The 22,093-nt window shown below is 69.1% G+C and carries 24 protein-coding genes and 1 riboswitch; of the genes, 16 read left to right on the forward strand and 8 right to left on the reverse strand.

Translation table 11 applies throughout. The features are described 5' to 3' along the window. Positions 1-150: 150 nt before the first annotated feature. Complete coding sequence (locus tag DXK32_RS22795) at positions 151-495, reverse strand: type II toxin-antitoxin system HicB family antitoxin (protein WP_114860603.1); 345 nt, start codon at positions 493-495, stop codon at positions 151-153. Positions 496-657: 162 nt separating this feature from the next. Between DXK32_RS22795 and DXK32_RS22800 the strand changes: the two genes are divergently transcribed. The 7 genes from DXK32_RS22800 to DXK32_RS22830 all read left to right on the forward strand — a co-directional run bounded on the left by DXK32_RS22800 (position 658) and on the right by DXK32_RS22830 (position 6,667). Continuing rightward, positions 658-1,101 carry a hypothetical protein gene (locus tag DXK32_RS22800; protein WP_114860604.1) on the forward strand — a complete coding sequence of 148 codons (444 nt, stop codon included), beginning with the start codon at positions 658-660 and terminating at the stop codon, positions 1,099-1,101. Positions 1,102-1,188: 87 nt separating this feature from the next. Further along, entirely contained in the window at positions 1,189-1,434 is a 246-nt protein-coding gene (locus DXK32_RS22805) for a hypothetical protein (protein ID WP_114860605.1), read from the forward strand. A gap of 180 nt (positions 1,435-1,614) precedes the next feature. Further along, the gene (locus DXK32_RS22810) at positions 1,615-2,544 is read left to right on the forward strand and encodes a class I fructose-bisphosphate aldolase (RefSeq protein WP_035674740.1); all 930 of its coding nucleotides are present in this window, start codon (positions 1,615-1,617) and stop codon (positions 2,542-2,544) included. A gap of 12 nt (positions 2,545-2,556) precedes the next feature. Beyond that, positions 2,557-3,195: a thiamine phosphate synthase gene (gene thiE, locus DXK32_RS22815; RefSeq protein ID WP_114860606.1), complete on the forward strand. Its 639-nt coding sequence runs from the start codon at positions 2,557-2,559 to the stop codon at positions 3,193-3,195. A gap of 19 nt (positions 3,196-3,214) precedes the next feature. Continuing rightward, positions 3,215-4,021 carry a TSUP family transporter gene (locus DXK32_RS22820; RefSeq protein ID WP_114860607.1) on the forward strand — a complete coding sequence of 269 codons (807 nt, stop codon included), beginning with the start codon at positions 3,215-3,217 and terminating at the stop codon, positions 4,019-4,021. 179 nt (positions 4,022-4,200) lie between these two features. Further along, entirely contained in the window at positions 4,201-5,547 is a 1,347-nt protein-coding gene (locus DXK32_RS22825; RefSeq protein ID WP_114860608.1) for an OmpP1/FadL family transporter, read from the forward strand. Between the two features lie 124 nt (positions 5,548-5,671). Continuing rightward, complete coding sequence (locus DXK32_RS22830) at positions 5,672-6,667, forward strand: MDR family oxidoreductase (protein ID WP_114860609.1); 996 nt, start codon at positions 5,672-5,674, stop codon at positions 6,665-6,667. A gap of 28 nt (positions 6,668-6,695) precedes the next feature. On the opposite strand, the gene epmA is transcribed toward DXK32_RS22830, so the two are convergent. Further along, on the reverse strand, positions 6,696-7,760 hold the full coding sequence (gene epmA, locus DXK32_RS22835; RefSeq protein WP_114860610.1) for an EF-P lysine aminoacylase EpmA: 1,065 nt from the start codon (positions 7,758-7,760) through the stop codon (positions 6,696-6,698). Between the two features lie 167 nt (positions 7,761-7,927). On the opposite strand from epmA, the gene efp reads away from it, so the two are divergent. From efp to DXK32_RS22860, 5 genes are all read left to right on the forward strand, one after another. After that, the gene (gene efp, locus DXK32_RS22840) at positions 7,928-8,494 is read left to right on the forward strand and encodes an elongation factor P (protein WP_014240821.1); all 567 of its coding nucleotides are present in this window, start codon (positions 7,928-7,930) and stop codon (positions 8,492-8,494) included. A 91-nt stretch (positions 8,495-8,585) separates the two neighbouring features. Continuing rightward, a complete protein-coding gene (locus DXK32_RS22845) occupies positions 8,586-9,431 on the forward strand; it encodes an inositol monophosphatase family protein (protein ID WP_114860611.1) in 846 nt (281 codons plus the stop codon). Between the two features lie 248 nt (positions 9,432-9,679). Beyond that, positions 9,680-10,381, forward strand: coding sequence for an OmpA family protein (locus DXK32_RS22850; RefSeq protein WP_247877293.1), 702 nt, complete (start codon positions 9,680-9,682; stop codon positions 10,379-10,381). A 103-nt stretch (positions 10,382-10,484) separates the two neighbouring features. Beyond that, positions 10,485-11,624, forward strand: a complete 1,140-nt coding sequence (locus tag DXK32_RS22855) for a flagellar motor protein MotA (protein ID WP_432612359.1) — start codon at positions 10,485-10,487, stop codon at positions 11,622-11,624. A gap of 51 nt (positions 11,625-11,675) precedes the next feature. Then, entirely contained in the window at positions 11,676-12,995 is a 1,320-nt protein-coding gene (locus DXK32_RS22860) for a peptidoglycan -binding protein (protein ID WP_114860614.1), read from the forward strand. A 119-nt stretch (positions 12,996-13,114) separates the two neighbouring features. Here DXK32_RS22860 and gcvPB read toward each other — a convergent pair whose 3' ends face one another. The 6 genes from gcvPB to DXK32_RS22890 all read right to left on the reverse strand — a co-directional run bounded on the left by gcvPB (position 13,115) and on the right by DXK32_RS22890 (position 18,692). Continuing rightward, entirely contained in the window at positions 13,115-14,677 is a 1,563-nt protein-coding gene (gcvPB, locus tag DXK32_RS22865) for an aminomethyl-transferring glycine dehydrogenase subunit GcvPB (RefSeq protein ID WP_432612360.1), read from the reverse strand. A gap of 5 nt (positions 14,678-14,682) precedes the next feature. Further along, complete coding sequence (gene gcvPA / locus DXK32_RS22870; protein ID WP_114860616.1) at positions 14,683-16,023, reverse strand: aminomethyl-transferring glycine dehydrogenase subunit GcvPA; 1,341 nt, start codon at positions 16,021-16,023, stop codon at positions 14,683-14,685. Position 16,024: 1 nt separating this feature from the next. Beyond that, complete coding sequence (gene gcvH, locus DXK32_RS22875; RefSeq protein ID WP_038527146.1) at positions 16,025-16,399, reverse strand: glycine cleavage system protein GcvH; 375 nt, start codon at positions 16,397-16,399, stop codon at positions 16,025-16,027. A 47-nt stretch (positions 16,400-16,446) separates the two neighbouring features. Further along, positions 16,447-17,559 (reverse strand): glycine cleavage system aminomethyltransferase GcvT, encoded by a 1,113-nt coding sequence (gene gcvT / locus DXK32_RS22880; protein WP_114860617.1) that lies wholly within the window; start codon positions 17,557-17,559, stop codon positions 16,447-16,449. A 175-nt stretch (positions 17,560-17,734) separates the two neighbouring features. Next, positions 17,735-17,848, reverse strand: a riboswitch (glycine riboswitch). A gap of 72 nt (positions 17,849-17,920) precedes the next feature. Further along, positions 17,921-18,166 (reverse strand): CDGSH iron-sulfur domain-containing protein, encoded by a 246-nt coding sequence (locus DXK32_RS22885; RefSeq protein WP_114860618.1) that lies wholly within the window; start codon positions 18,164-18,166, stop codon positions 17,921-17,923. A 22-nt stretch (positions 18,167-18,188) separates the two neighbouring features. Next, the gene (locus DXK32_RS22890) at positions 18,189-18,692 is read right to left on the reverse strand and encodes a hypothetical protein (protein WP_247877294.1); all 504 of its coding nucleotides are present in this window, start codon (positions 18,690-18,692) and stop codon (positions 18,189-18,191) included. Positions 18,693-18,919: 227 nt separating this feature from the next. Here DXK32_RS22890 and ispH point away from each other — a divergent pair, with 227 nt between their 5' ends. The 4 genes from ispH (at position 18,920) to rnhA (ending at position 22,047) form a co-directional block, all read left to right on the forward strand. After that, the gene (ispH, locus tag DXK32_RS22895; RefSeq protein WP_114860620.1) at positions 18,920-19,900 is read left to right on the forward strand and encodes a 4-hydroxy-3-methylbut-2-enyl diphosphate reductase; all 981 of its coding nucleotides are present in this window, start codon (positions 18,920-18,922) and stop codon (positions 19,898-19,900) included. A gap of 32 nt (positions 19,901-19,932) precedes the next feature. Next, entirely contained in the window at positions 19,933-20,490 is a 558-nt protein-coding gene (locus DXK32_RS22900) for a Uma2 family endonuclease (RefSeq protein ID WP_114860621.1), read from the forward strand. Positions 20,491-20,555: 65 nt separating this feature from the next. Next, positions 20,556-21,539: a homoserine kinase gene (locus DXK32_RS22905; protein ID WP_114860622.1), complete on the forward strand. Its 984-nt coding sequence runs from the start codon at positions 20,556-20,558 to the stop codon at positions 21,537-21,539. 4 nt (positions 21,540-21,543) lie between these two features. After that, a complete protein-coding gene (rnhA, locus tag DXK32_RS22910) occupies positions 21,544-22,047 on the forward strand; it encodes a ribonuclease HI (protein WP_205215808.1) in 504 nt (167 codons plus the stop codon). The last annotated feature ends 46 nt before the right edge of the window (positions 22,048-22,093 follow it).

A 22,093-nucleotide genomic window follows, 5' to 3' on the forward strand; every position in this document is an offset into this window, starting at 1 on the left:
ACGAGTGGGGCTTCTCCAACCGCATGAGCGACACCGCCGTCGCCATGGCCAACGCCAAGTAAGCCTTCCAGGGCTTGCGGCCAAAGAGAAAGGGCGCCCTGAACGGGGCGCCCTTTTTTCATGGGCCGACCGGCGCGACGGAGGCGGCGGTCACCCCGCCTTGACGGCGTTGATTCCCGTAGCCCGCGTCAACTGATCGGCGACCCAGGCGGCGACGCTCTTGCCCTCGCGCTCCGCACAGGTGGCGATGGCGCGGTGGAGCATCGGGTTGACGCGGATGGCGAGCCTGCCGGAATAGGGCTGCTCGGTGTTGCCCGCCATGTCGCAGGCCATCGCCAGATAATCGTCCACCGCCTCGCGGAAGGCCCTGCGCAGCTCATCGACCGAGCGGCCGGTGAAGGTGATGCCGTCGCGCGTGTTGATGACGGCGCCGACGAAGATGCCGGCGTCGTTGTCGAAATCGATCTGGGCCTTGTAGCCCTTATAGTCCATCATCGGCGGCGACCCCAGGGATGCGTAGGGTGGAAGGATAGCCCCGCCTCCGCCCCCGCGGTTTGACCTGCCTCAATTCCCGGAATCGGGCTGAGGGTATGTCCGCCCTGTTTTTCACGTCATGCTCCCTGCCCTCATGACCGCTGCCCCCATGACCGCTGCCCCATGACCGCCCTGCCCGCGCATCCCCGCCCCATCCGCATCCACGGCATGACCGACGCCGACGCCGCCTGCGCTGCGGCGGCGGAGTTGGGCGTTCCCCTTCTGTTGGTCAGCGCGCCCGGCGCGGCGGCCTCCGCCGGGGCCGGCTGGTTTCGCGAGGTCGCCGCCCGCGCCGCCGCCCGGCACCCGTCGGTTGCAACCACCGCGGTGCTCGACTGCGCCGACCGGCCCGGCGACGCCTTGGCCGCGCTGTCCGCCGGAATCGGTGTGATCCTGTTCACCGGGCGGGTGGACGTCGCGGAGCGGCTGGCCGACATCGCCGCGCAACGCGGCGCCCGACTGCTGACGGGGCTTCCCGAAGCGCTCGACCTGCGCGGCGCCCGCGATCCGCGGCGCACCTGCCGGAATTGGCTAAGCGGCCGGGACGACGGCCATGTCACGGAATAGTCCCAAGGCGATACCGCTTTTTCCCCGAATCCGCACGATCAAAAGTGGTGTATGGTGATTCCATCATCACGATGCGGTACCACCCCCATGACCACGACCACGCCCTTGCGGCCCCAGGCGGACGCCACACCGCTGAAGGGTGAGGACTCCGCCCTGCTCCATCCGGAGAGGCCGGACGGGCTTCCACGCGGCTCGCGCTTTCCCGTGCCGCCGGTCGAGAAGATCCGCGGCGCCCGCCTGCTCGTCGTCTGGGCCGGCCTGGCCGCCGGGGCCTGGGTCGTGGCGGTGGGCGCCGGATACGGCCTCTACGTCATCGTCCAGTCCGTGCTGTGACAAAAAACGGTCTGGCCGTCGCGTTCGCCTCACCCTTCGGCGAGTCCCGAATCCGCCCTCCCGGATAGACCCATTTGCCGCCGGGAGGGCGCGCATTACACCCCTGCCGCCGTTGCAAAGAGTCCCGCGCTGGGCTATGAGGGCCGCATTTCCGACAGAAACCCCAAGGGGAAGAGCCAGATGAAGCTCACTCGTCGTGTTAAGGAAATTCTTGCGAACTACGAGAGCGACACCCCGGGCGTCAAGGCCAACCTTGCCCGCATTCTGATGGAAGGCAAGCTGGGCGGCACCGGCAAGCTGGTGATCCTCCCCGTCGACCAGGGTTTCGAGCACGGCCCGGCGCGCAGCTTCGCGCCGAACGAGCCGGGCTACGACCCGCATTACCATTACCAGCTCGCCATCGACGCCGGCTGCAACGCCTACGCCGCCCCGCTGGGCTCGCTGGAGGCCGGCGCCTCGACCTTTGCCGGCTCGATCCCGCTGATCCTCAAGATGAACAGCGCCAACAGCCTGTCGCGCCAGAAGGAGGACGCCGATCAGGCGGTGACCGCCTCGGTGCAGGACGCGCTGCGCCTCGGCTGCTCGGCCATCGGCTTCACGATCTACCCCGGCTCGGACGCCATGTACGACCAGTACGAGGAGATCCGCGAGCTGTCGAAGGAGGCCAAGTCGGTCGGCCTTCCCACCGTCCTGTGGTCCTACCCGCGCGGCGGCACGATCTCCAAGGACGGCGAGCTGGCCATCGACGTGATCGGCTACGCCGCCCACATGGCCGCGCTGCTCGGCGCCCACATCATCAAGGTGAAGCTGCCGTCGGCCCATCTGGAGCAGGCGGAGGCGAAGAAAGTCTACGAGTCCAAGAACATCCCGATCGCCACCCAGGCCGACCGCGTCCGCCACATCATGCAGTGCGCCTTCAACGGCCGCCGCATCGTGGTCTTCTCGGGCGGCGCCACCAAGGGCGAGGACGCGGTGTTCGAGGACGCCCGCGCGATCCGCGACGGTGGCGGCAACGGCTCGATCATCGGCCGCAACGCCTTCCAGCGCCCGCGCGAAGACGCTTTGAAGCTGCTCGACCGGATCATGAAGATCTACCAGGGCAAAGAGTAAGGATCGCCTCGGGTGACCGAAACCGCCTGTCGGCTCTACCTCGTGACGCCGCCGGTCCTGGAACCGGCGGCGTTCGCGCCGAAACTGACCGAAGCGCTGGACGCGGGCGATGTCGCCTGCGTCCAGTTGCGTTTGAAGGACTGCTCCGACGACGCCGTGCGCCGGGCCTGCGACGCCCTGCGCCCGATCGCCCAGGAGCGCGGGGTGGCCTTCATCCTGAACGACCATCCCCAACTGGCCCGCGAGACCGGCTGTGACGGCGTGCATGTCGGGCAGAAGGACACGCCCTACGCCCAGGCGCGGCGGATCGTCGGCAACGACGCCATCGTCGGCGTGACCTGCCACGACAGCCGCCACCTCGCCATGGAAGCGGGCGAGGCCGGGGCCGATTACGTCGCCTTCGGCGCCTTCTTCCCCACCACCACCAAGGACGCCGAGTTCAAGGCGGAGCCGGAGCTGCTCCGCTGGTGGTCGGAACTGATGGAGGTCCCCTGCGTCGCCATCGGCGGGATCACCCAGGAAAATTGCGGGCCGCTGGTCAGCGCCGGGGCCGATTTCCTGGCCGTGGTCGGCGCCGTGTGGAACCACCCCGATGGGCCGGGCGCCGCCGTGAAGGCGTTCAACGCCGCCATCGCCGCGGCCGAAGGGTGACGAAGGCCGCCGCCGGATCATGGACCTCCTTTCCATCGAGACGCTGTCCGCGCTGTTCGCGGTCGGCCTTGTCGCGGGCTTCGTCGACGCCATCGCCGGGGGCGGCGGGCTTCTGACCCTCCCCGCCCTGCTCTGGGCCGGCCTGTCGCCCGCCCAGGCGCTGGCGACGAACAAGCTGCAATCCAGCTTCGGCTCCTTCTCCGCCGCGGTGAAGTTCACCCGTGGCGGCGAGGTAAAGCCGCGCGACATGGCGGTGATGATCGGCTGCACCTTCGCCGGCTCCGCGGCGGGCGCCATCATCGTCCAGATGATCGATCCGGGATTCCTGCGCAACGTCATCCCGGTGCTGCTGATCGGCATCGCCATCTGGCTTCTCGTCTCCCCGAAGGCCGGCGAGATCGACGCCCAGCAGCGCATCGGGGAGCGCGGATTCGCCCTGCTCGCCGGGACGGGGATCGGCTTTTACGACGGCTTCTTCGGGCCGGGCACCGGCACCTTCTTCGCCATCGCCTTCGTCTCGCTGCTCGGGTTCAACCTGCGCAAGGCGACCGCCCACACGAAGGTGCTGAATTTCACCAGCAACATCGCCGCCCTCCTCTTCTTCCTGGCCGGTGGCCAGATCGCCTGGGTGGCCGGGCTGCTGATGGGGTTGGGCCAGATGATCGGCGCGCAGATCGGCGCCCATATGGTCATCCGCAACGGCGCCGCCATCGTGCGCCCCATGCTGGTCGTCGCCTCCATCGCCATCACGGCGAAGCTGATCTGGACCGACGCCCAGGGCGTGATCGGCGCCGGCATGGCCATGGTCGCCGGCTGGCTGGGCTGAGCACCCCCAATATCCCGATTTTCATACCCGCGACGAATCGACCGTAGCGGGCATTTCCCTCCCCCATGCACACCCGTGGACGCATACTTTGTTGGTCCAACATTTTTTCAGCGGCGCCACTTTACGTTAACGTCAATCTGTGTATCATTGCGTCAAATAACGAAATTGGGGAGAAACGCATGTCCAAACGGTCTCTGAAGGGGAATCTGCTCGCCGCTGCCGCCGCCGTCGCCATCGCAGCCCCGCTGCCGGCCGGCGCCGCCGGCTATCTGCTGAAGGAGCAGAGCGCCTCGGGCCAGGGCACCTCCTTCGCGGGCGCCACCGCCAACGGCATGGGGGACGCCACCGCGCTGTTCTTCAACCCCGCGGCCCTGGGAGCCATCGAGGGGAATCAGGCGGTCGGCGTGCTGAGCGGCGTGTTCCCGACCTCGAAGACCAGCAACGCCCGCGGCACCCGCGCCACGCGGCTGGGCGGCAGCACCATCCAGGGCACCTCCGACCCCGGCGACATCGGCATGGACGCGGTGATTCCGTCGGGCTACATGGCCTACACGGTGTCGCCGGACGTGAAGCTGGGCCTCGCCATCACCGCGCCCTGGGGCCTGTCCACCGACTATCCGGAAAGCTGGGCCGGCCGCTACCACGGCATCCATTCCAGCCTGCTGACGCTCAACATCTCCCCGACCGTGTCCTACCGGCTGATGCCGGACCTGACCATCGCCGGCGGTCTGCAAATCCAGTACGCCAAGGCGCGGCTGAGCCAGGCCGTGGACTTCGGCTCCATCCTGGCGGCGACCGGGGTTCCCGTCGCGCCGGGCTCGCGCGACGGCGTGGGCGAGGTGAAGGGCGACGATTGGGGCTTCGGCTTCACCGCCGGCATGCTGTACGAGCCGGCCAAGGGCACCCGTTTCGGCGTCTCCTACCGCTCCTCCGTCTCCCACGAGCTGGATGGCGATTCGAAGTTCGAAGGCGTTCCGGCGACGCCGGCGCTCCAGGCCAGCTTCGCCAATTCGCCGGTGCGGGCGAAGGTCGCCACGCCGGACATCATCTCCTTCGGCGCCTATCACGAGCTGACCAGCTCCTTCGCCGTGATGGCCGACGCGCAGTGGACCAACTGGTCGCGCTTCAAGGAGTTGCGCATCCGCTACCGTAACCCGCTGCGCACCGACACGGTGACCGACGAGAACTGGGACGACTCCTGGTTCTTCGCGCTGGGCGCCGCCTACAAGTGGGACGAGAAGCTGACCCTGCGCTTCGGCGTGGCCTATGACCAGACTCCGGTCAGCGACCAGTACCGCACCCCGCGCATCCCGGACGAGGACCGTTATTGGGTGTCGATCGGCGCCGGCTATCAAGTCACCGACAACATCCGGACCGACATCGGCTACAGCCACATCTTCGCCAACAAGGCCAAGATCGACCTGCGCGACAACCTGACGGGCAGCGACGCCTTCCGCGGCAACCTGTCCGCCGACTACAAGGCCCATGTGGACGTGATCGCGCTCCAGACCAAGATCACCTTCTGATCCGCACCCCGGTGGGGCGCGCGGGCGCCGCCCGTTCGCTCCACCGTCCCCGCCTCTTGTCCATCGCCGCGTCCGTGCTAGGCTTTCCCCCCAATCAAGAACCCGCTCCGGGAGAGGAATCCGCATGGCCGACACCTTCACCGCCTTCGTCATCGAGGATGCCGACGGCAAGCCCAAGGGGGGCTTCAAGCCGCTCAGCCTGAGCGACCTGCCCGACCACGACGTGCTGGTCGAGGTCGCCTGTTCCACCCTGAACTATAAGGACGGCCTCGCCGTCTCCGGCAAGGGCCGGATCGCCCGCAAGCTGCCGATGGTCGCCGGCATCGACCTCGCCGGCACGGTCGTGGAATCGCGCTCCGCCGACTGGAAGGCCGGCGACAAGGTGATCGTCAACGGCTGGGGCCTGTCGGAAACCCAGTGGGGCGGCTACAGCCGGTTCCAGCGCGTGAAGCCGGAATGGCTGATCCGCCTGCCCGACGTCTTCTCGCCGGAGGAGGCGATGGGCATCGGCACCGCCGGCTACACCGCGGCGCTCTGCGTCGACGCGTTGGAGGATTGGGGCACGATCCAACCCGGCGGCAAGGAGGTTCTGGTCACCGGAGCGGCCGGCGGCGTCGGTTCCGTCGCGGTCGCCCTGCTCGCCAAGGCCGGCTATCCGGTAACCGCCTCCACCGGACGGCCCGAGACCCACGAGTATCTGTCCGGCCTGGGCGCCACCGGCTTCATCGACCGCGCCGCCCTTCAGGAGAAGGGCGCACCGCTCCAGAAGGAGCGCTGGGCCGGCGGCGTCGATTCGGTGGGCGGCATCACGCTGGTCAACGCCCTGTCGCAAACCGTCTGGGGCGGCGCCATCGCCGCCTGCGGGCTGGCGGGCAGCGCCGACCTGCCGGGCACGGTGCTGCCGCACATCCTGCGCAGCGTCACGCTGATCGGCGTCGATTCGGTCACCGCCCCGGCGGCGCGGCGTGAACGCGCCTGGGCACGGTTGGCCCGCGACCTCGACAAGTCCCACCTGAAGGCGATGTACACGGTGGAGCCGATGTCGAAGCTGCCGGAGCTGGCCGGCCAGATCCTCGCCGGTCGGGTGCGCGGCCGCGTGGTGATCGACGTCACCGCCTGACGACGCTGGAACCCGGTGGCGGACGGTCTCAGGCCCCCGCCACCGGCAGCCACAGCACTTCGTCGATGCGCTCCGCCCCGCTGCACAGCATGACCAGCCGGTCGAAGCCCAGCGCGATGCCGCTGCATTCCGGCATGCCATGCTCCAGCGCGGCGAGGAAGTCCTCGTCCACCGGGAAGCGGTCGCCGTAGATGCGCTCCTTCAGGTCCATGTCGGCCTCGAAGCGGGCGCGCTGGGCGCGGGCGTCAGTCAGCTCGCCGAAGGCGTTGGCGAGTTCCAGGCCGCAGGCGTACAGCTCGAACCGCTCGGCCAGCCGCGGGTCTTCCGGCTTGGGGCGCGACAGCGCGGCCATGCAGACCGGATAGTCGGTCAGCACGCAGGGCACGCCGGCGCCCAGATGCGGCTCGATCCGGTCGAACATGATGCGGAAGACGATGTCCTCCCAGCGGTCGCCGTCGTGCGGGGCGATACCGATGGCCCGCGCCATGGCAGCCAGCGGGGCCGGGTCGGGGTCGTGGCTGCCGTCGAAGGTCTCCAGCAGGTCGATCCCGGCATACTCCCGGAAGGCGTCCTGCACGGTCAGCACCCGCCACTCCTTGAAGGGGTCGCAGGTCATGCCGCGGAAGTCGAATCGCGTCCGTCCTGCGGCGACGGCGGCCTCGCGCACCAAGTCCTCGCAATCGCGGATCAGCGTCCGGTAGCCGTCCCCCGCCCGGTACCATTCGAGCATGGAGAATTCCGGCGCGTGGGTGGCCGAGCGCTCGCCGTTCCGGAAGACGTGGGCGATCTGGTAGATGCGCGGTAGCCCGGCGACCAGCAGCTTCTTCATGGCGAATTCGGGGCTGGTGTGCAGGTGCAGACGCAGCCGGTCGTCGGGGTGCGGCCCCACCAGCTCCGTCGCGAAGGCCTGGAGATGCGGCTCCATCCCCGGCGAGACCTGGAGCGCCGGGGTGTCCACCTCCAGGAAGGCGTTCTCCTCGAAGAAGCGGCGGACGGCGCCCAGCACGCGGCCACGCACGGCCAGATGGGGGCGGCGGCGGGCGAAGGTCTCGGGGGCCCAGGACGGAGAACGGGCTGGCGTGACGGGGGGCATGGGGGCCTTCACTGACGGGGTAATGGTGCTGCTTAGCAGAGTGGCAACGGCGGCGAAAACGGACAAAGAAGGCGCGGAACGCCGATTGAGCACCGCCCGGCGTTGCCACCGGCCCGGCAAGCTGCTAGGTTCCGCGCCGCCTGTCTCCTGGAAATCACGAGTATGTCATGAAGGTCAACGCCAACACGATGCGTCCCGGCCATGTGCTGGAGCATAACGGGAAGCTCTGGGTCATCACGAAGACCGCCATCGTCCAACCCGGCAAGGGCGGCGCCTTCATCCAGCTTGAAATGAAGGATGTGCGCACCGGCAACAAGTCGATCGAGCGCTTCCGCACCCAGGAGACGGTCGAGCGCGCCCGCCTGGACGAGCACGAGATGACCTTCCTGTTCGCGGAAGGCGACAGCTACACCTTCATGGACAAGGAAAGCTACGAGCAGACCGCCATCCCCGGCGAGATCATCGGCGACCAGAAGGTGTTCCTGCAGGACGGCATGGAAGTCACCGTGCAGTCCTTCGAAGGCGCGCCGCTCGGCGTCGAGATCCCCGGCAAGGTCACCCTGCAGATCACCGAGGCCGACCCGGTGGTGAAGGGCCAGACGGCCTCCTCCTCCTACAAGCCGGCGAAGCTGGAGAACGGCGTGTCGATCCTGGTGCCGCCGCACATCGAGTCGGGCACCCGCGTCGTCGTCGACACCCAGACCGGCGAGTATGTCGAGCGCGCCAAGGACTGACCGTCCCGGCTGTTTTTCTGCGCACCGGCTCTCGCTTAAGGCAGGGGCCGGTGTATTCTTTTTCCGGTTCCGCACGAGATAAAGCACGCCCATGGCCACCCGCTCCGCCCTTATCAACGTGATGGTCCGCGCCGCCGAAAAGGCGGCCCGCGGCCTTGTCCGCGACTTCGGCGAGGTCGAGCACCTCCAGGTGTCGCGCAAGGGTCCGGCGGACTTCGTGTCCGCCGCCGACATGAAGGCGGAAAAGCTGCTGCGCGAAGAGCTGCAGAAGGCCCGCCCGGATTTCGGCTTCCTCATGGAGGAGACGGGCGCCAGCAAGGGCAGCGACCCGACCGCCCGCTGGATCGTCGATCCGCTGGACGGCACCACCAACTTCCTGCACGGCATCCCGCACTGGGCGATCTCCATCGCCGCGGAGAAGAACGGCGAGATCGTCGCCGGCGTCGTGTACGAGCCGGTGCACGACCAGATGTTCTGGGCCGAGAAGGGCCAGGGCGCGTTCCTCAACCACCAGCGCCTGCGCGTGTCGGAGCGCCGCAACCTCGCCGACGCGGTGATCGCCACCGGCATCCCGTTCAAGGGCCGCGGCGACCATGCCGGCTTCCTGGTGGAGGCCGAGGCCCTGATGAAGGAGGTCGCGGGCATCCGCCGCTTCGGCGCCGCCTCGCTCGACCTCGCCTACGTCGCGGCGGGCCGCTACGACGGCTATTGGGAGCGCGGCCTCGCCCCCTGGGACGCCGCGGCCGGCCAGCTCCTGGTCACCGAGGCCGGCGGCTTCGTCGGTGAGATCGGCGGCGGGCGCAACCCGGTGTTCGGCGGCACGATCCTGGCGGCCAACGCCCATTTCCACCTGCCGATCGCCAAGATCCTGCGCGGTGCCACGGAACGCAAGGTGCGCTCCGCGCCCACGGGTGCGGCGGACGCCGGTCAGGGCTGACCTCCGGCCGAGCCATAAGCCCTTCATGACGTTGGGGTAGCAAGGGCCGCGCTTTGGTGGGGAAACACCCCGCGCGGCCCAAAGGGCGTTGTCCCTACGCCGATCGAAGGGCTATGGTACCAACGCTTTTCCGTGTCACTGGGAACAACGCGCTGGTCACCATGAGGATTGTCGGACGCATAAGCCGTTCTCCGAACGCGCCCGCCGGGCGGACGGTACCCCCGCGCGTCCTTTCCGCCGCCGCGGCCGTGGCGCTGTCCCTGGCCGTGACCGCCTGCTCCTCGCCCGGCACCGCGCCGCCCCCGACCAGCGCCGCGCCGCCCCAGACCGCCGCCGCCAACACGGGCGGTCTGACGCTGGAGAACGCGCAGCCGCTGCCGATCCCGCCGCGGCCCGACATCTTCCCGCCGCCGGCCCCGCCGGCCCCGCCGGTCTTCCGGGCCCCGACACTGATGACCGCGCCGGACCTGCCGCAGCTTTCGGTCGGCGCCAGCCCGCCCCCGCCGGCCATGCCGGAAGGCGCGCCTCCGGTTCCGGCCAGCAACCGGCCGGCGGCATCGCCACCGCCCGACCGGACGCAAACCGCAGCCCTGCCACCGCCGATTCCGAAAGCGCCGTCAGCGCCCGCCCTGCCCCGGATGGAGCCGTTGACCGTGCTGTTCGACGGCACCGCCACCGCCCTGACGGAACCGGCCCAGACACGCCTGAACGCCATCGCCGAGCGCATGAACGCCAACCCGCAGCTTCGCCTGCAGATCCGCTCCTACGCCAGCGGCACGCCGGAGACGGCGCGTGAAGCGCGGCAGCTGTCACTGGCCCGCGCGCTGGCCGTCCGCGAGCGGTTGGGAACCGCCGGCATCGCCAGCACGCGTGTGGACATCCGGGCCCTGGGCATGGAGGCGGCCGGTGGCGCGCCGGACCGGCTGGACGTGGAGTTCCTGAACCAGTGAGTTGCCCCCTGTAACCCGTACCGACGCCTGACCCTTCCCCTGGACGAGAGTGCCCATGGCCGCCATCGCCCCGTCGTCCCACCCTCTTGAGGAGCCTTCCCCGATGACGCGCCCGGAGCGCTTCCTGACACGGATGATCCTCTTCCTGGTGGTCGTGGGAAGCGTGACGGCCCTGCTGTTCCCGGCCCTGCGCGCCGCCTTCATGAACAACCCGGCGCTGAACGGGCTGATCCTCGGCACGCTGCTCGCCGGCATCCTGTTCATCTTCCGCCAAGTGCTGATGCTGCGGCCCGAGGTGGCGTGGCTGGAGCATTTCCAGTCCGGCAACCCCGCCGTCGCCGCGCCGGAGCCGGTTCTGCTCGCCCCGATGGCGCGCATGCTGCGGGAACGGCGCGGCCGGCTGACCCTGTCGGCGCTGTCGATGCGCTCGCTGCTCGACGGCATCGCCTCGCGGCTGGACGAGTCGCGCGAGCTGTCGCGCTACCTGATCGGCCTGCTGATCTTCCTCGGCCTGCTCGGCACCTTCTGGGGCCTGCTGCACACCGTGCAGTCGGTCGGCTCGGTCATCGGCGGTCTGTCGGTGCAGGGCGGCGATGTCGGGGCGATGTTCAACAACCTCCAGCACGGGCTGGAAGCGCCGCTGACCGGCATGGGCACGGCCTTCAGCTCCTCGCTGTTCGGTCTGGCCGGCTCGCTGGTGCTGGGCTTCCTGGAGCTTCAGGCCAGCCAGGCGCACAACCGCTTCTTCCAGGATGTCGAGGACTGGCTGTCCGGCGCCACCCGCCTCTCCAGCGGGGCCGGCGGCAGCCTGGAGACCGGCGACCAGTCGATGCCGGCCTATCTGACGGCGCTTCTGGAGCAGACGGCGGAAAACCTCGATTCGCTCCAGCGCACCGTCGCCACCGCCGAGGAGGGGCGCCGCTCGGCCAACGCCAACCTGATGGCCCTGACCGAACGGCTGAGCACGCTGACCGACCAGATGCGCGCCGAACAGCAGCTCCTCCTGCGGCTGGGCGAGAGCCAGCTGGAGATGAAGGGGCTGCTCGACCGGCTGTCCGACGCGGCGATCGGCGGCTTCGACGACGCCTCGCGCCAGCATCTGCGCAACATGGACATCTACCTCGCCCGCCTGGTCGAGGAATCCTCCACCGGCCGGGTCCAGGGGGTGCAGGAGATCCGCAGCGAGATCAAGCTGCTGGCCCGCACCATCGCCGCCCTGGCCGAAGAATCGGAACAGCGCTGATCGGAACGGCGCTGACGCCTACCCCCTGTCCGTCCGGAGGGACACCCCGCCATGCCCAGCATCAGCCGCCGCAACGGCCACCGCGAGGCCAGCGCATGGCCCGGATGGGTGGACGCGCTGTCGTCCCTCGTCATGGTGGTCATCTTCCTGCTGATGATCTTCGTCGTCGCCCAGTTCTACATGGCGACCGCCCTGACCGGGCGTGACGAGCAGCTCGGCAGCCTGAACCGCAAGGTGGCGGAGCTGAACGACCTGCTGGCTCTGGAGCGGGACGCCAACGCCGACCTGCGCATCAACGTCGCCCAACTGTCGGCGGAACTCCAGGGCTCCGTCGCGGCGCGGGACACTATGACCGGCCGCATCGCCACGCTCCAGGGGGACCTCGACCACGCCACCCGTGCGGCGGAGGAGCTGCAGCGCACGATCCGCGCCGACAAGGAGACCATCGAGCTGAAGCTGGCCGAGGCCGCCAGCCTCCAGGCCGACCTCAAGGCGCTGCGCGAGGCCCGGACCAAGCTGGAAGGCGAACTGGCCGCCGCGGCCGCGCAGCAACGCCTGACCGAGGAGCAGCGTCAGGCCCTGCTGGCCGAGCTGGGCGGGGAGCGTGACCGTTCCAAGGCGCTGGAGACACGGCTCGCCAGCGCCGATGAGAAGACGATGCTCGCGCAAAAGGACATCGAAAAGCGCGACATCCGCATCACCGAGCTGATGGCCTCGCTGTCCGCCGAGCAGGGGGCGACCGGCAAGGCGAACGAGCAGGTGGACCTGCTGAACCGGCAGATGGCCGCCCTGCGCGAACAGCTCGCCCGCATCGGCGCCGCGCTGGAAATCTCGGAGAAGAAGGCGGAGGAGCAGCAGGTCCAGATCGCCGAACTCGGCTCACGGCTGAACCAGGCGCTGGCCGCCAAGGTGCAGGATCTCGCCCGCTACCGCTCGGAGTTCTTCGGGCGGGTGCGCGAGGCGCTGGGCAACCGGCAGGACGTGCGCATCGTCGGCGACCGTTTCGTCTTCCAGTCGGAGCTTCTGTTCCCCTCCGGCTCGGCGACTCTGGAGGAGGCCGGCAAGCAACGGCTGGCGGAGCTGGCGCGCACGCTGATCGAGATCGGCCGGACCATCCCGCCGGACATCAACTGGGTGCTGCGCGTGGACGGCCACACCGACTCGCGCCCGGTGCGCATCCAGTTCGCCTCGAACTGGGAGCTGTCGGCGGCGCGCGCGATCTCTGTGGTGAAGTACTTGATCGACCAGGGGATTCCGGCGGACCGTCTGGCCGCCGCCGGCTTCGGCGAATACCAGCCGCTCGACCCCGGCACCAGCGACGAGGCGCTGGCGCGGAATCGGCGCATCGAGGTGAAGCTGGATCAGCGGTGAGGGGCTTGCCCCCACCCTTCCCATGCTTCGCATGGGCCCCTTCCCTCCCCCGCTTCGCAGGAGAGGGAGTTTGTCCCCTCCCCTGCGCAGCGGGGGAGGGTTAGGGAGGGGGCAAAACCTTACTCCGCCGCGACCTTTTCCGGCTCCACCGCCGGTGTCCACCGCAGCACCGGCTTGCGCGCCGCAGCGGTCTCATCCAGACGACGGCGCGGGGTCAGGCGCGGGGCGCCCTGGAAATAGGCCACGTCGCCGACCTTGGCCCGCTCCGCCAGGGCGCGCAGGGCGGTGACGAACTGGTCTAGGCTGGCCTTCGACTCGGTCTCGGTCGGTTCGATCAGCAACGCGCCATGCACGACCAGCGGGAAGTACATGGTCATCGGGTGGAAACCCTCGTCGATCAGCGCCTTGGCGATGTCGAGCGTGGTCACCCCCGTGCCCTTCAGGAAGCGGTCGTCGAACAGGCATTCATGCATGCACGGCCCCTCGAAGGACGGCGTCATCACATCCTGAAGGCGGGCCAGCAGGTAGTTCGCGTTCAGCACCGCGTCGTTCGCCACCTGCCGCAGACCGTCGGCGCCGTGGCTCATCATGTAGGCGAGCGCGCGGACGAACATGCCCATCTGGCCGTGGAACGCCTTCATCCGCCCGAAGGCCGGGCCGTCGCCGGCCTGCTCGACCAGACGGAAGGCGCCGTCCTTGTCCTGCACCACATAGGGCACCGGGACGAAGGGGGCCAGCGACTCCGCGAAGACCACCGGGCCGGAGCCCGGACCGCCGCCGCCGTGCGGCGTCGAGAAGGTCTTGTGCAGGTTGATGTGCATCACGTCGATGCCGAGGTCGGCCGGACGCACCCGCCCGACAATGGCGTTGAAGTTGGCGCCGTCGCAGTAGAAATAGGCGCCCGCCGCGTGCACCGCCTCGGCGATGGTGATGATGTCGCGCTCGAACAGGCCGCAGGTGTTCGGGTTGGTCAGCATCAGCCCGGCGACGTCGGGACCGAGCTTGGCCTTCAGCGCCGCCAGATCGACGCGCCCGTCCTCGGTCGCCGGGATCGCCTCGACGGCGTAGCCGCAGGCGGCGGCGGTCGCCGGGTTGGTGCCGTGGGCGCTTTCCGGGACGAGGATCTTGGTGCGGCCCTTATCCCCCTTGGCGTCATGGGCGGAGCGGATCGCCATGATGCCGCACATCTCGCCGTGCGCGCCCGCCGCCGGGGCCAGAGTCACCGCCGCCATGCCGGTCAGCGTGGCGAGCCAGCGGCCCAGCTCCGCCATCAGCTCCAAGGCGCCCTGCACCGTGCTTTCGGGCTGGAGCGGGTGGACGTCGGCGAAGCCCGGCAGCCGCGCCATCTTCTCGTTCAGGCGCGGGTTGTGCTTCATCGTGCAGGAGCCGAGCGGGTACAGGCCGCTGTCGATGGCGTAGTTCTTCTGCGACAAGCGGGTGTAGTGGCGGACCACCTGCGGCTCGGCGAGGCCCGGCAGGCCGATCCGGCCGCGCTGCTTCACCGCCCCCAGGCGCGACGCCACCGCCGGGACCTCCGGCAGGTCGACGCCGCAGCGCCCGGCGCTGTCCTGTTCGAAGATCAGCGGCTCCTCGATCTGTAGGCCGCGGTTGCCGGTGACGGTCTGCGGAACGGCGCTGTCCGAGCCTTCGGCAATGCCGGTCGGGCGACCCTGGTTGTTCATGCTCATCACAGAACCTCGGCGAGGGCGGTGGCGAAGGCGTCCATGTCGGACTGGGTGTTGGTCTCGGTGGCGGCCACGATCAGCAGGTCGTCGAGCCCGCCGCCGAACAGGCGGGAGGCCGGAACGCCGCCCAGGATGCCGCGCTGCGCCAGCGCCTCCACGACCTCCGCCGCCGGCTTCGGCAGCTTCACGGTGAATTCGTTGAAGAAGCTGCCGTTGACGATCTCGACGCCCGTCACCGACGCCAGCTTGTCGGCCAGTTGAACGGCCTTGGCGTGGTTGATCTCGGCGAGCCGGGTGAAGCCCTCCTCCCCGAGCAGGCTGAGATGGATGGAGAAGGCCAGCGCGCACAGGCCGGAATTGGTGCAGATGTTCGAGGTCGCCTTCTCGCGGCGAATGTGCTGCTCACGGGTGGAGAGCGTCAGCACGAAGCCGCGCCGCCCATCGGCGTCCACAGTCTGGCCGCAGAGGCGGCCCGGCATCTGGCGGACCAGCTTCTCCTTCACCGCGAACAACCCGACATAGGGGCCGCCGAAGTTCAGCGCGTTGCCCAAAGACTGGCCTTCCGCCGCCACGATGTCGGCGCCCATGGCGCCGGGCGGAGTCAGCAGGCCGAGCGACACGGCCTCCGTCACCACGACGATCAGCAGAGCGCCCTTCGCCTGGCAGGCCTTGCCCAGCTCCGTGTAGTCGCGGACATGGCCGAACACGTCGGGGTTCTGCACGACGACGCAGGAGGTGTCGCCGTCGACCGCGGCCAGCAGGTCCTCGCCGCCGGTCGGGGCCGGCGGCATCACCACCGTCTCGAAACCGATAAACCGGGCGTCGGTCGTCGTCGTGTCGCGGTAATGCGGGTGCAGGCCGCCGGACAGGACGGCCTTCTTCCGCCGGGTGACGCGGTTGGCCATCATCACGGCTTCCGCGCAGGCGGTGGCGCCGTCGTACATGGAGGCGTTGGCGACGTCCATGCCGGTCAGCAGCGAGACCTGGGTCTGGAACTCGAAAAGGACCTGCAGCGTGCCCTGGCTCACCTCCGGCTGGTACGGGGTGTAGGCGGTCAGGAACTCGCCGCGCTGCACCAGATGGTCCACCGTCGCCGGGATGTGGTGGCGGTAGGCGCCGGCGCCGAGGAAGCTCGGCACGCTGCCGGCGGGCAGGTTCTTCCCCGCCATCGCCGACAGGGCGCGATCGACCTCAAGCTCGCCCATATGGTTGGACAGCCCCTCGATCGGGCCGGAGAGGCGGGCGGCCTCGGGCACGTCGCGGAACAGCTCGTCCACCGACGGCACGCCGATGGCCTCCAGCATGGAGCGCCGGTCGGCCTCGGTCAGGGGCAGGTAGCGCATCTCAGGCTTGCCCTTCCACGAAGGCCTTGTAGGCGGCTTCGTCCATCAGCCCGTCCAGCTCCGCCGGGTTGCTGAGGCGAAGCTTGAAGAACCAGCCGGTGGTCTCGGCCCCGGCGTTGACCAGCGACGGGTCGTTCTCCAGATCGGCGTTGGCCTCGATCACCTCGCCGGAGACCGGAGCGAACACGTCGCTGGCGGCCTTCACCGACTCCACGACGGCGGCTTCCTTGCCCTGGGCGAGCTGGCGGCCGACGTCCGGCAGTTCGACGAACACGACGTCGCCGAGCTGGTGCTGGGCGTGGTCGCTGACGCCGACGGTGCCGACATCGCCCTCGACGCGGACCCACTCATGGTCCTTGGTGTACTTGATGGTCATGGTTGTCCCCTGTTCGAAACGGTTCTTGGATTGCCCGCGTGTGATTCTCAGCCGCGGTAGTAGCGCTGCGGCACGAAGGGCATGGCGGCGACCTTGGCGGCCAGCGGCTTGCCGCGGACCATGAGCTGGACCGGCGTGCCCACGGCGGCGTGCGCGCGGTCCACGTAGCCCATGGCGACCGGGGCCGAGGCGGTGGGGCCGAAGCCGCCGCTGGTCACCTCGCCGATCTTTTGTCCGTCCGCGTCGCAGACGTCGGTGTGCTCGCGGGCCGGCTGGCGGCCGTCCGGCTGGAAGCCGACGCGGCGGCGCGGGGCGCCGTTGGCGAGCTGGTCCTTGATGATGGCGTAACCGGGGAAGCCGCCCTCCTCCCGGCGGCGCTTGGACAGCGCCCATTCCAGGCCGGCTTCGACCGGAGTCGTCGTCTCGTCAATGTCGTGGCCGTAGAGGCAGAGCCCGGCCTCCAGCCGCAGCGAGTCGCGCGCGCCCAGCCCGATGGCCTCGACCTCGTCCTCGGCCAAGAGGGCGCGGGCGATGGTCTCGGCGTCGGACGTGTCGCAGGAGATCTCGTAGCCGTCCTCGCCGGTGTAGCCGGAGCGGGTGATGATGACGGGGATGCCGTTGAAGGTGGCCGGCAGATAGCTCATGAACTTCATGGTGGCCGCTTCGGGGATGAAGCGACCCAGCACCGCCGCGGCCTCCGGCCCCTGAAGGGCCATCAGGGCGAGGTCGTCCAGCAGTTCCACCTCGGCCTTGCCCTTCAGCCGCTCGCGCATGTGGGCGACGTCGTGGTCCTTGCGGGCGGCGTTGACGACCAGGAACAGGTGGTCGCCGGCGTTGGTGACCATCAGGTCATCCAGGATGCCGCCCTGCTCGTTCAGGAACAGCGTGTAGCGCATGCGCCCGCGGGCCAACCCCTTGATGTCGCCGGGAACCAGCGACTCCAGGGCGGCGGCCGGGTCCTCGCCGGTCAGGCGCACCTGCCCCATGTGCGACACGTCGAACAGCCCGGCCTTGGCGCGGGTGTGCTGGTGTTCCTTGAGGATGCCGAGCGGGTACTGCACCGGCATGTCGTAGCCGGCGAAGGGCACCATCTTGCCCTTCAGCTCCAGATGGAGGCTGTGCAGCGGCGTTGTCTTGAGGGACTCAGAAGCCTCGGTCACGCGGGTCCTCCGACATAGGGTCGCACAACCCGCGCCGGGATTGGCGCGAGTCCTGCCCCCTCTGTCCTGGACCTGAGAGATTCACCGGCGGGGTCCAACCCTCGACAACCGGTTTACTCCTTCGGTGAGCCGTCGTCCGCTGTGTGCGGACGAAGCTGCTTTCCAGAGTTGCCTTATCCCCCTTGCGGTCCTTTTGCCTGAGAGTTTCCGGGGCGGTTGCTCCTTCGGCGCCATTGCCCGGCATCCGGTTTTCCGGTGGCCGGGCAATGATCTCTCCCGCGAGGGATCGTCGGCTTGTGCCGTTTAACCTACCGAGACCTTTGCGAATGTCAATCGAGGTTCGCTGGGGTCCCGGCGACGCTCACGTCAGGTCCAGATGGCTGCCATCGCAGAAAGGCGGCTTCTTCGTCGCCTTGCAGCCACAGAAGCGCGCCTTCATGGAGGTGGCGGGAGCGAACTTCATCGGCTCCAGCCCGGTTCCGGCGTGTTTGCCGTCGCACAGCGGCTGCTTGGCGCTGCGCCCGCACCTGCACCACCAGTAGGTCTTGCCGGCTTCCAGCTCGATGACGATGGGTTCCTTGGTCGCGGCGACCGGTGCGCTGGCCATGAGTCCTTTTCCCCTTACCCGATCACTGCTTCATCTGAGCCCGGTTGAAGGCCAGCTGCTCCGGCGTCAGCTGGAACCCCAGGAAAATCTTCCAGTCCTTGCCGTTGGCGTCCTTGGGCAGCGGGATCTTCGGCGCCAGCTCCTCGCGGCTGCCGGAGCGGAGCTTGCCGGACTCGAAGGTCACGGAGGTGTCGAACTCCGTCTTGGTGGTCGGCGCCTCCTCGCCCGGCTTGGCGACGGCGACGAAATAGCGGTAGTTCGCCGTGTTGCCCTGCATCGCCGGTCCGCGCTCCGCGATCAGGAAGACGTTCACGTTCACCGTGACGCCGTCGCTGGTGTAGTCGCAGTTGCCGGAATAGTCGGCCAGCGCCGCGCGGGAGGTCACGTCCGTCAGGTCGCGCCCGCCCCCGTTGCGGAACTGGGTGACCTCCGCCAGATCGCGGACGATGGACACCTTCGGGCAGGCCAGCGCCGCGTCCGCGGGCGTGTTCGCTCCCCCGAGTCCGGAGCAGCCGGCGAGCGCCAAGACACCGAAACCTGCACCCAGACTCGCGAGTGCAAGCGCCCGCGGGCTTTTCCGGGCGGGGGTTCCTATATTACGGTCGCGGCGGCGGTCCATCGGTCTGGCCTAACGGTTGGAAGGGTGTGTTCTGCCACGACTTTAGAGAAGCGGTGGGGCCGGCACAAGGCCACGCCACCGCTGCGACGAACGAACCCCGACACCCCCTTTTTCGAGACACCGGAACGACGCGCATGACCCAGACGCCCCTGACCATCCTGCTCGCGGCCCCCCGTGGCTTCTGCGCCGGCGTGGACCGCGCGATCCAGATCGTGGAGGTGGCGCTGGAGCGGTTCGGCGCCCCCGTCTATGTCCGGCACGAGATCGTCCACAACCGATTCGTGGTGCAGAGCCTGGAGGCCAAGGGCGCCATCTTCGTGGACGAGCTGGATCAGGTGCCCGACGGCGTGCCGGTGGTCTTCTCCGCCCACGGCGTGCCGAAGTCGGTCCCGGCGGCGGCGGAGCAGCGCGGCCTGTTCTACCTCGACGCCACCTGCCCGCTGGTCAGCAAGGTGCACCGCGAGGCCGAGCGCCACTTCAACGAAGGGCGCCAGATCGTGCTGATCGGCCACGCCGGCCATCCGGAGGTGATCGGCACCATGGGCCAGCTGCCCGAAGGCGCGGTGGTTCTGGTGGAGACGGTGGAGGATGTGGCGACGGTCCAGGTGGCCGACCCGGAGAACCTCGCCTACGCCACCCAGACCACCCTGTCGGTGGACGAGACGGCCAGCATCGTCGCCGCTCTCCAGGCCCGCTTCCCGTCCATCGGCGGGCCGAAGAAGGAGGACATCTGCTACGCCACCACCAACCGCCAGCAGGCGGTGAAGGCCATAGCACCCAAGGTGGACGCCCTGCTGGTGCTGGGCGCGCCGAACTCCTCCAACTCCAAGCGGCTGGTCGAAGTGGCGAAGATCCATGGCTGCCAGCGCGCCCAGCTCGTCCAGCGCGCGGCTGACATCGACTGGTCGGCGCTCGACGGAGTCGCCACGCTGGGCATCACTGCCGGAGCGTCGGCCCCCGAGGTGCTGGTGGAGGAGGTCATGGAGGCCGCCCGCGCCCGCTACGCTGTGACGGTGGAGGAACTGCGCACCGCCTTCGAGGACATCACCTTCAAGCTGCCGAAGCCGCTGCTGGACGGCGGCGCCCCTTCCCGTCCGGTCCCGGCGGACGCATAATCCGGGGATCGGCCTTCGCGAAGGAGACGTTCATGGGCGCGCCCGCAATCCAGAAGATGGACATCGACGAGTTCCTCGCCTGGGCCGACCGGCAGGAGCCGGACACGCGCTACGAGCTGGTCGGCGGGCAGCCGCGGGCGATGAACGCCTGCTCCCAGGCACACAGCCAGATCGCCGCGAACGTTGTTTACGAGGTCCGCCGGCGTTTGCGCCCGCCCTGCCGTGTTCTATCCGAAGCGGCCATCGAACGCGACGACCGTGCCGACCGCTTCTACGAGGCCGACATCGCCGTCACTTGCTCGCCCCACCAGCCCGGCCAACGCGCGACGCCGAACCCGGTGCTGGTGGTCGAGATCCTGTCCGACAGCACGGCCAGCCACGACCGCGGCACCAAGGTGCCTGACTATATGCAGATCCCCTCCGTGCAGGAGGTGCTGCTGGTGGACAGCCGCACCGTCCGGGCGCAGCTCTGGCGCCGCGACGGGCGGCGCTGGATCGTCGAGGATTTCACCGAAGACGCCACGCTGCCGCTGGCCTCCATCGGGGCGGAGCTTCCGCTGGCGGCGCTTTACGACGGCATCGCCCTGTGAGCGGCCCAGGAGTGAACGGTTGCGGCGGCATTGACCGGCGCCCCGAATCCCGGTAAGGCGCTGGCATGGCCGTATACACCGAAGTCACCGACGACGAGCTGAACGCTTTCATCGCCCAGTACGATCTGGGCGCCGTCCTGTCCTGCAAGGGCATCGCGGAGGGGGTGGAGAATTCCAACTTCCTTCTGGTGACGGAGCGCGGCCCCTACATCCTGACGCTCTACGAGAAGCGCACCCGGCGGGAGGATCTGCCCTTCTTCCTGGGCCTGATGGAGCATCTCGCCGACAAGGGCATCGCCTGCCCGCTGCCGGTCCAGGGGACGGACGGGCAGGCCCTGCGCGAGCTGGCCGGGCGCCCGGCGGTGATCGTCACCTTTCTGGCCGGCATGTGGCCGCGCCGCATCACGCCGCACCATTGCGCGGAGCTGGGGACGGCGCTGGCCCGCCTGCATCTGGCCGTCGCCGACTTCCGGATGGAGCGTCCCAACGCCCTGTCACTGGACGGCTGGAAGGACCTTGCCGGCAAATGCGCGCCGCGCGCCGACGAGGTGGCCCGCGACCTGCGCGCGACGCTGGAGGCGGAGCTTGCAGCACTGGAGGCCAACTGGCCCGCCGGTCTGCCGTCCGGGGTCATCCACGCCGACCTGTTCCCCGACAACGTGTTCTTCCGCGGCGACGGGCTGTCCGGCCTGATCGACTTCTACTTCGCCTGCAACGACTTCCTGGCCTACGACATCGCGATCTGCATGAACGCCTGGTGCTTCGAGGTCGACGGGTCGTTCAACGCCACCAAGGCGCGGATGCTGCTGACCAGCTACCAGAAGGTCCGCCCCCTGTCGCCGGAGGAGCTGACCGCCCTGCCCTGGCTGTGCCGTGGCAGCGCCCTGCGCTTCCTGCTGACGCGCCTCTACGACTGGCTGAACCATCCGCCGGGGGCCTTCGTGCGCCCGAAGGACCCGCTGGAATATCTGCGCAAGCTGCGCTTCCACCAGACCGTCCGCGGGCTCGGCGACTACGCGCTCGACGACGGCGGCAGCTATCAGGTCTGACGCCATGACGGACACGACGGAGACTAATGGCGGGGGCGGCACCGGCGGCGAGAGCGCGCCGAAGGTCGTCGACATCTTCACCGACGGTGCGTGCAGCGGCAACCCCGGCCCCGGCGGCTGGGGGGCCATCCTGCGCTACAACGGGGTGGAGAAGGAGCTGTACGGCGGCGAGCCGGCCACCACCAACAACCGCATGGAGCTGATGGCCGCCATCCAGGCGCTGGAAGCCCTGAAGCGGCCCATGGAGGTGCGGCTCTACACCGACAGCGAGTATGTGAAGAACGGCATCACCCAGTGGATTCACGGCTGGAAGGCCCGTGGCTGGAAGACCGCCGACAAGAAGCCGGTGAAGAACGAGGATTTGTGGCGCCGCCTGGACGAGGCGAAGCGGCAGCATCGGATCGAGTTCCATTGGGTCCGCGGCCACGCCGGCCATCCGGAGAACGAACGGGCCGACGCGCTGGCCCGCCAGGGCGTCGCCGACGTCCGGCAGGCCGCGCGGGGCTGATGCCCCTCCGGCGAAGGCTTATCATCCTCAAGGGTTTGTGGACGGC

The organism is Azospirillum brasilense, from assembly GCF_003349955.1.
Lineage (GTDB): Bacteria > Pseudomonadota > Alphaproteobacteria > Azospirillales > Azospirillaceae > Azospirillum > Azospirillum brasilense_B.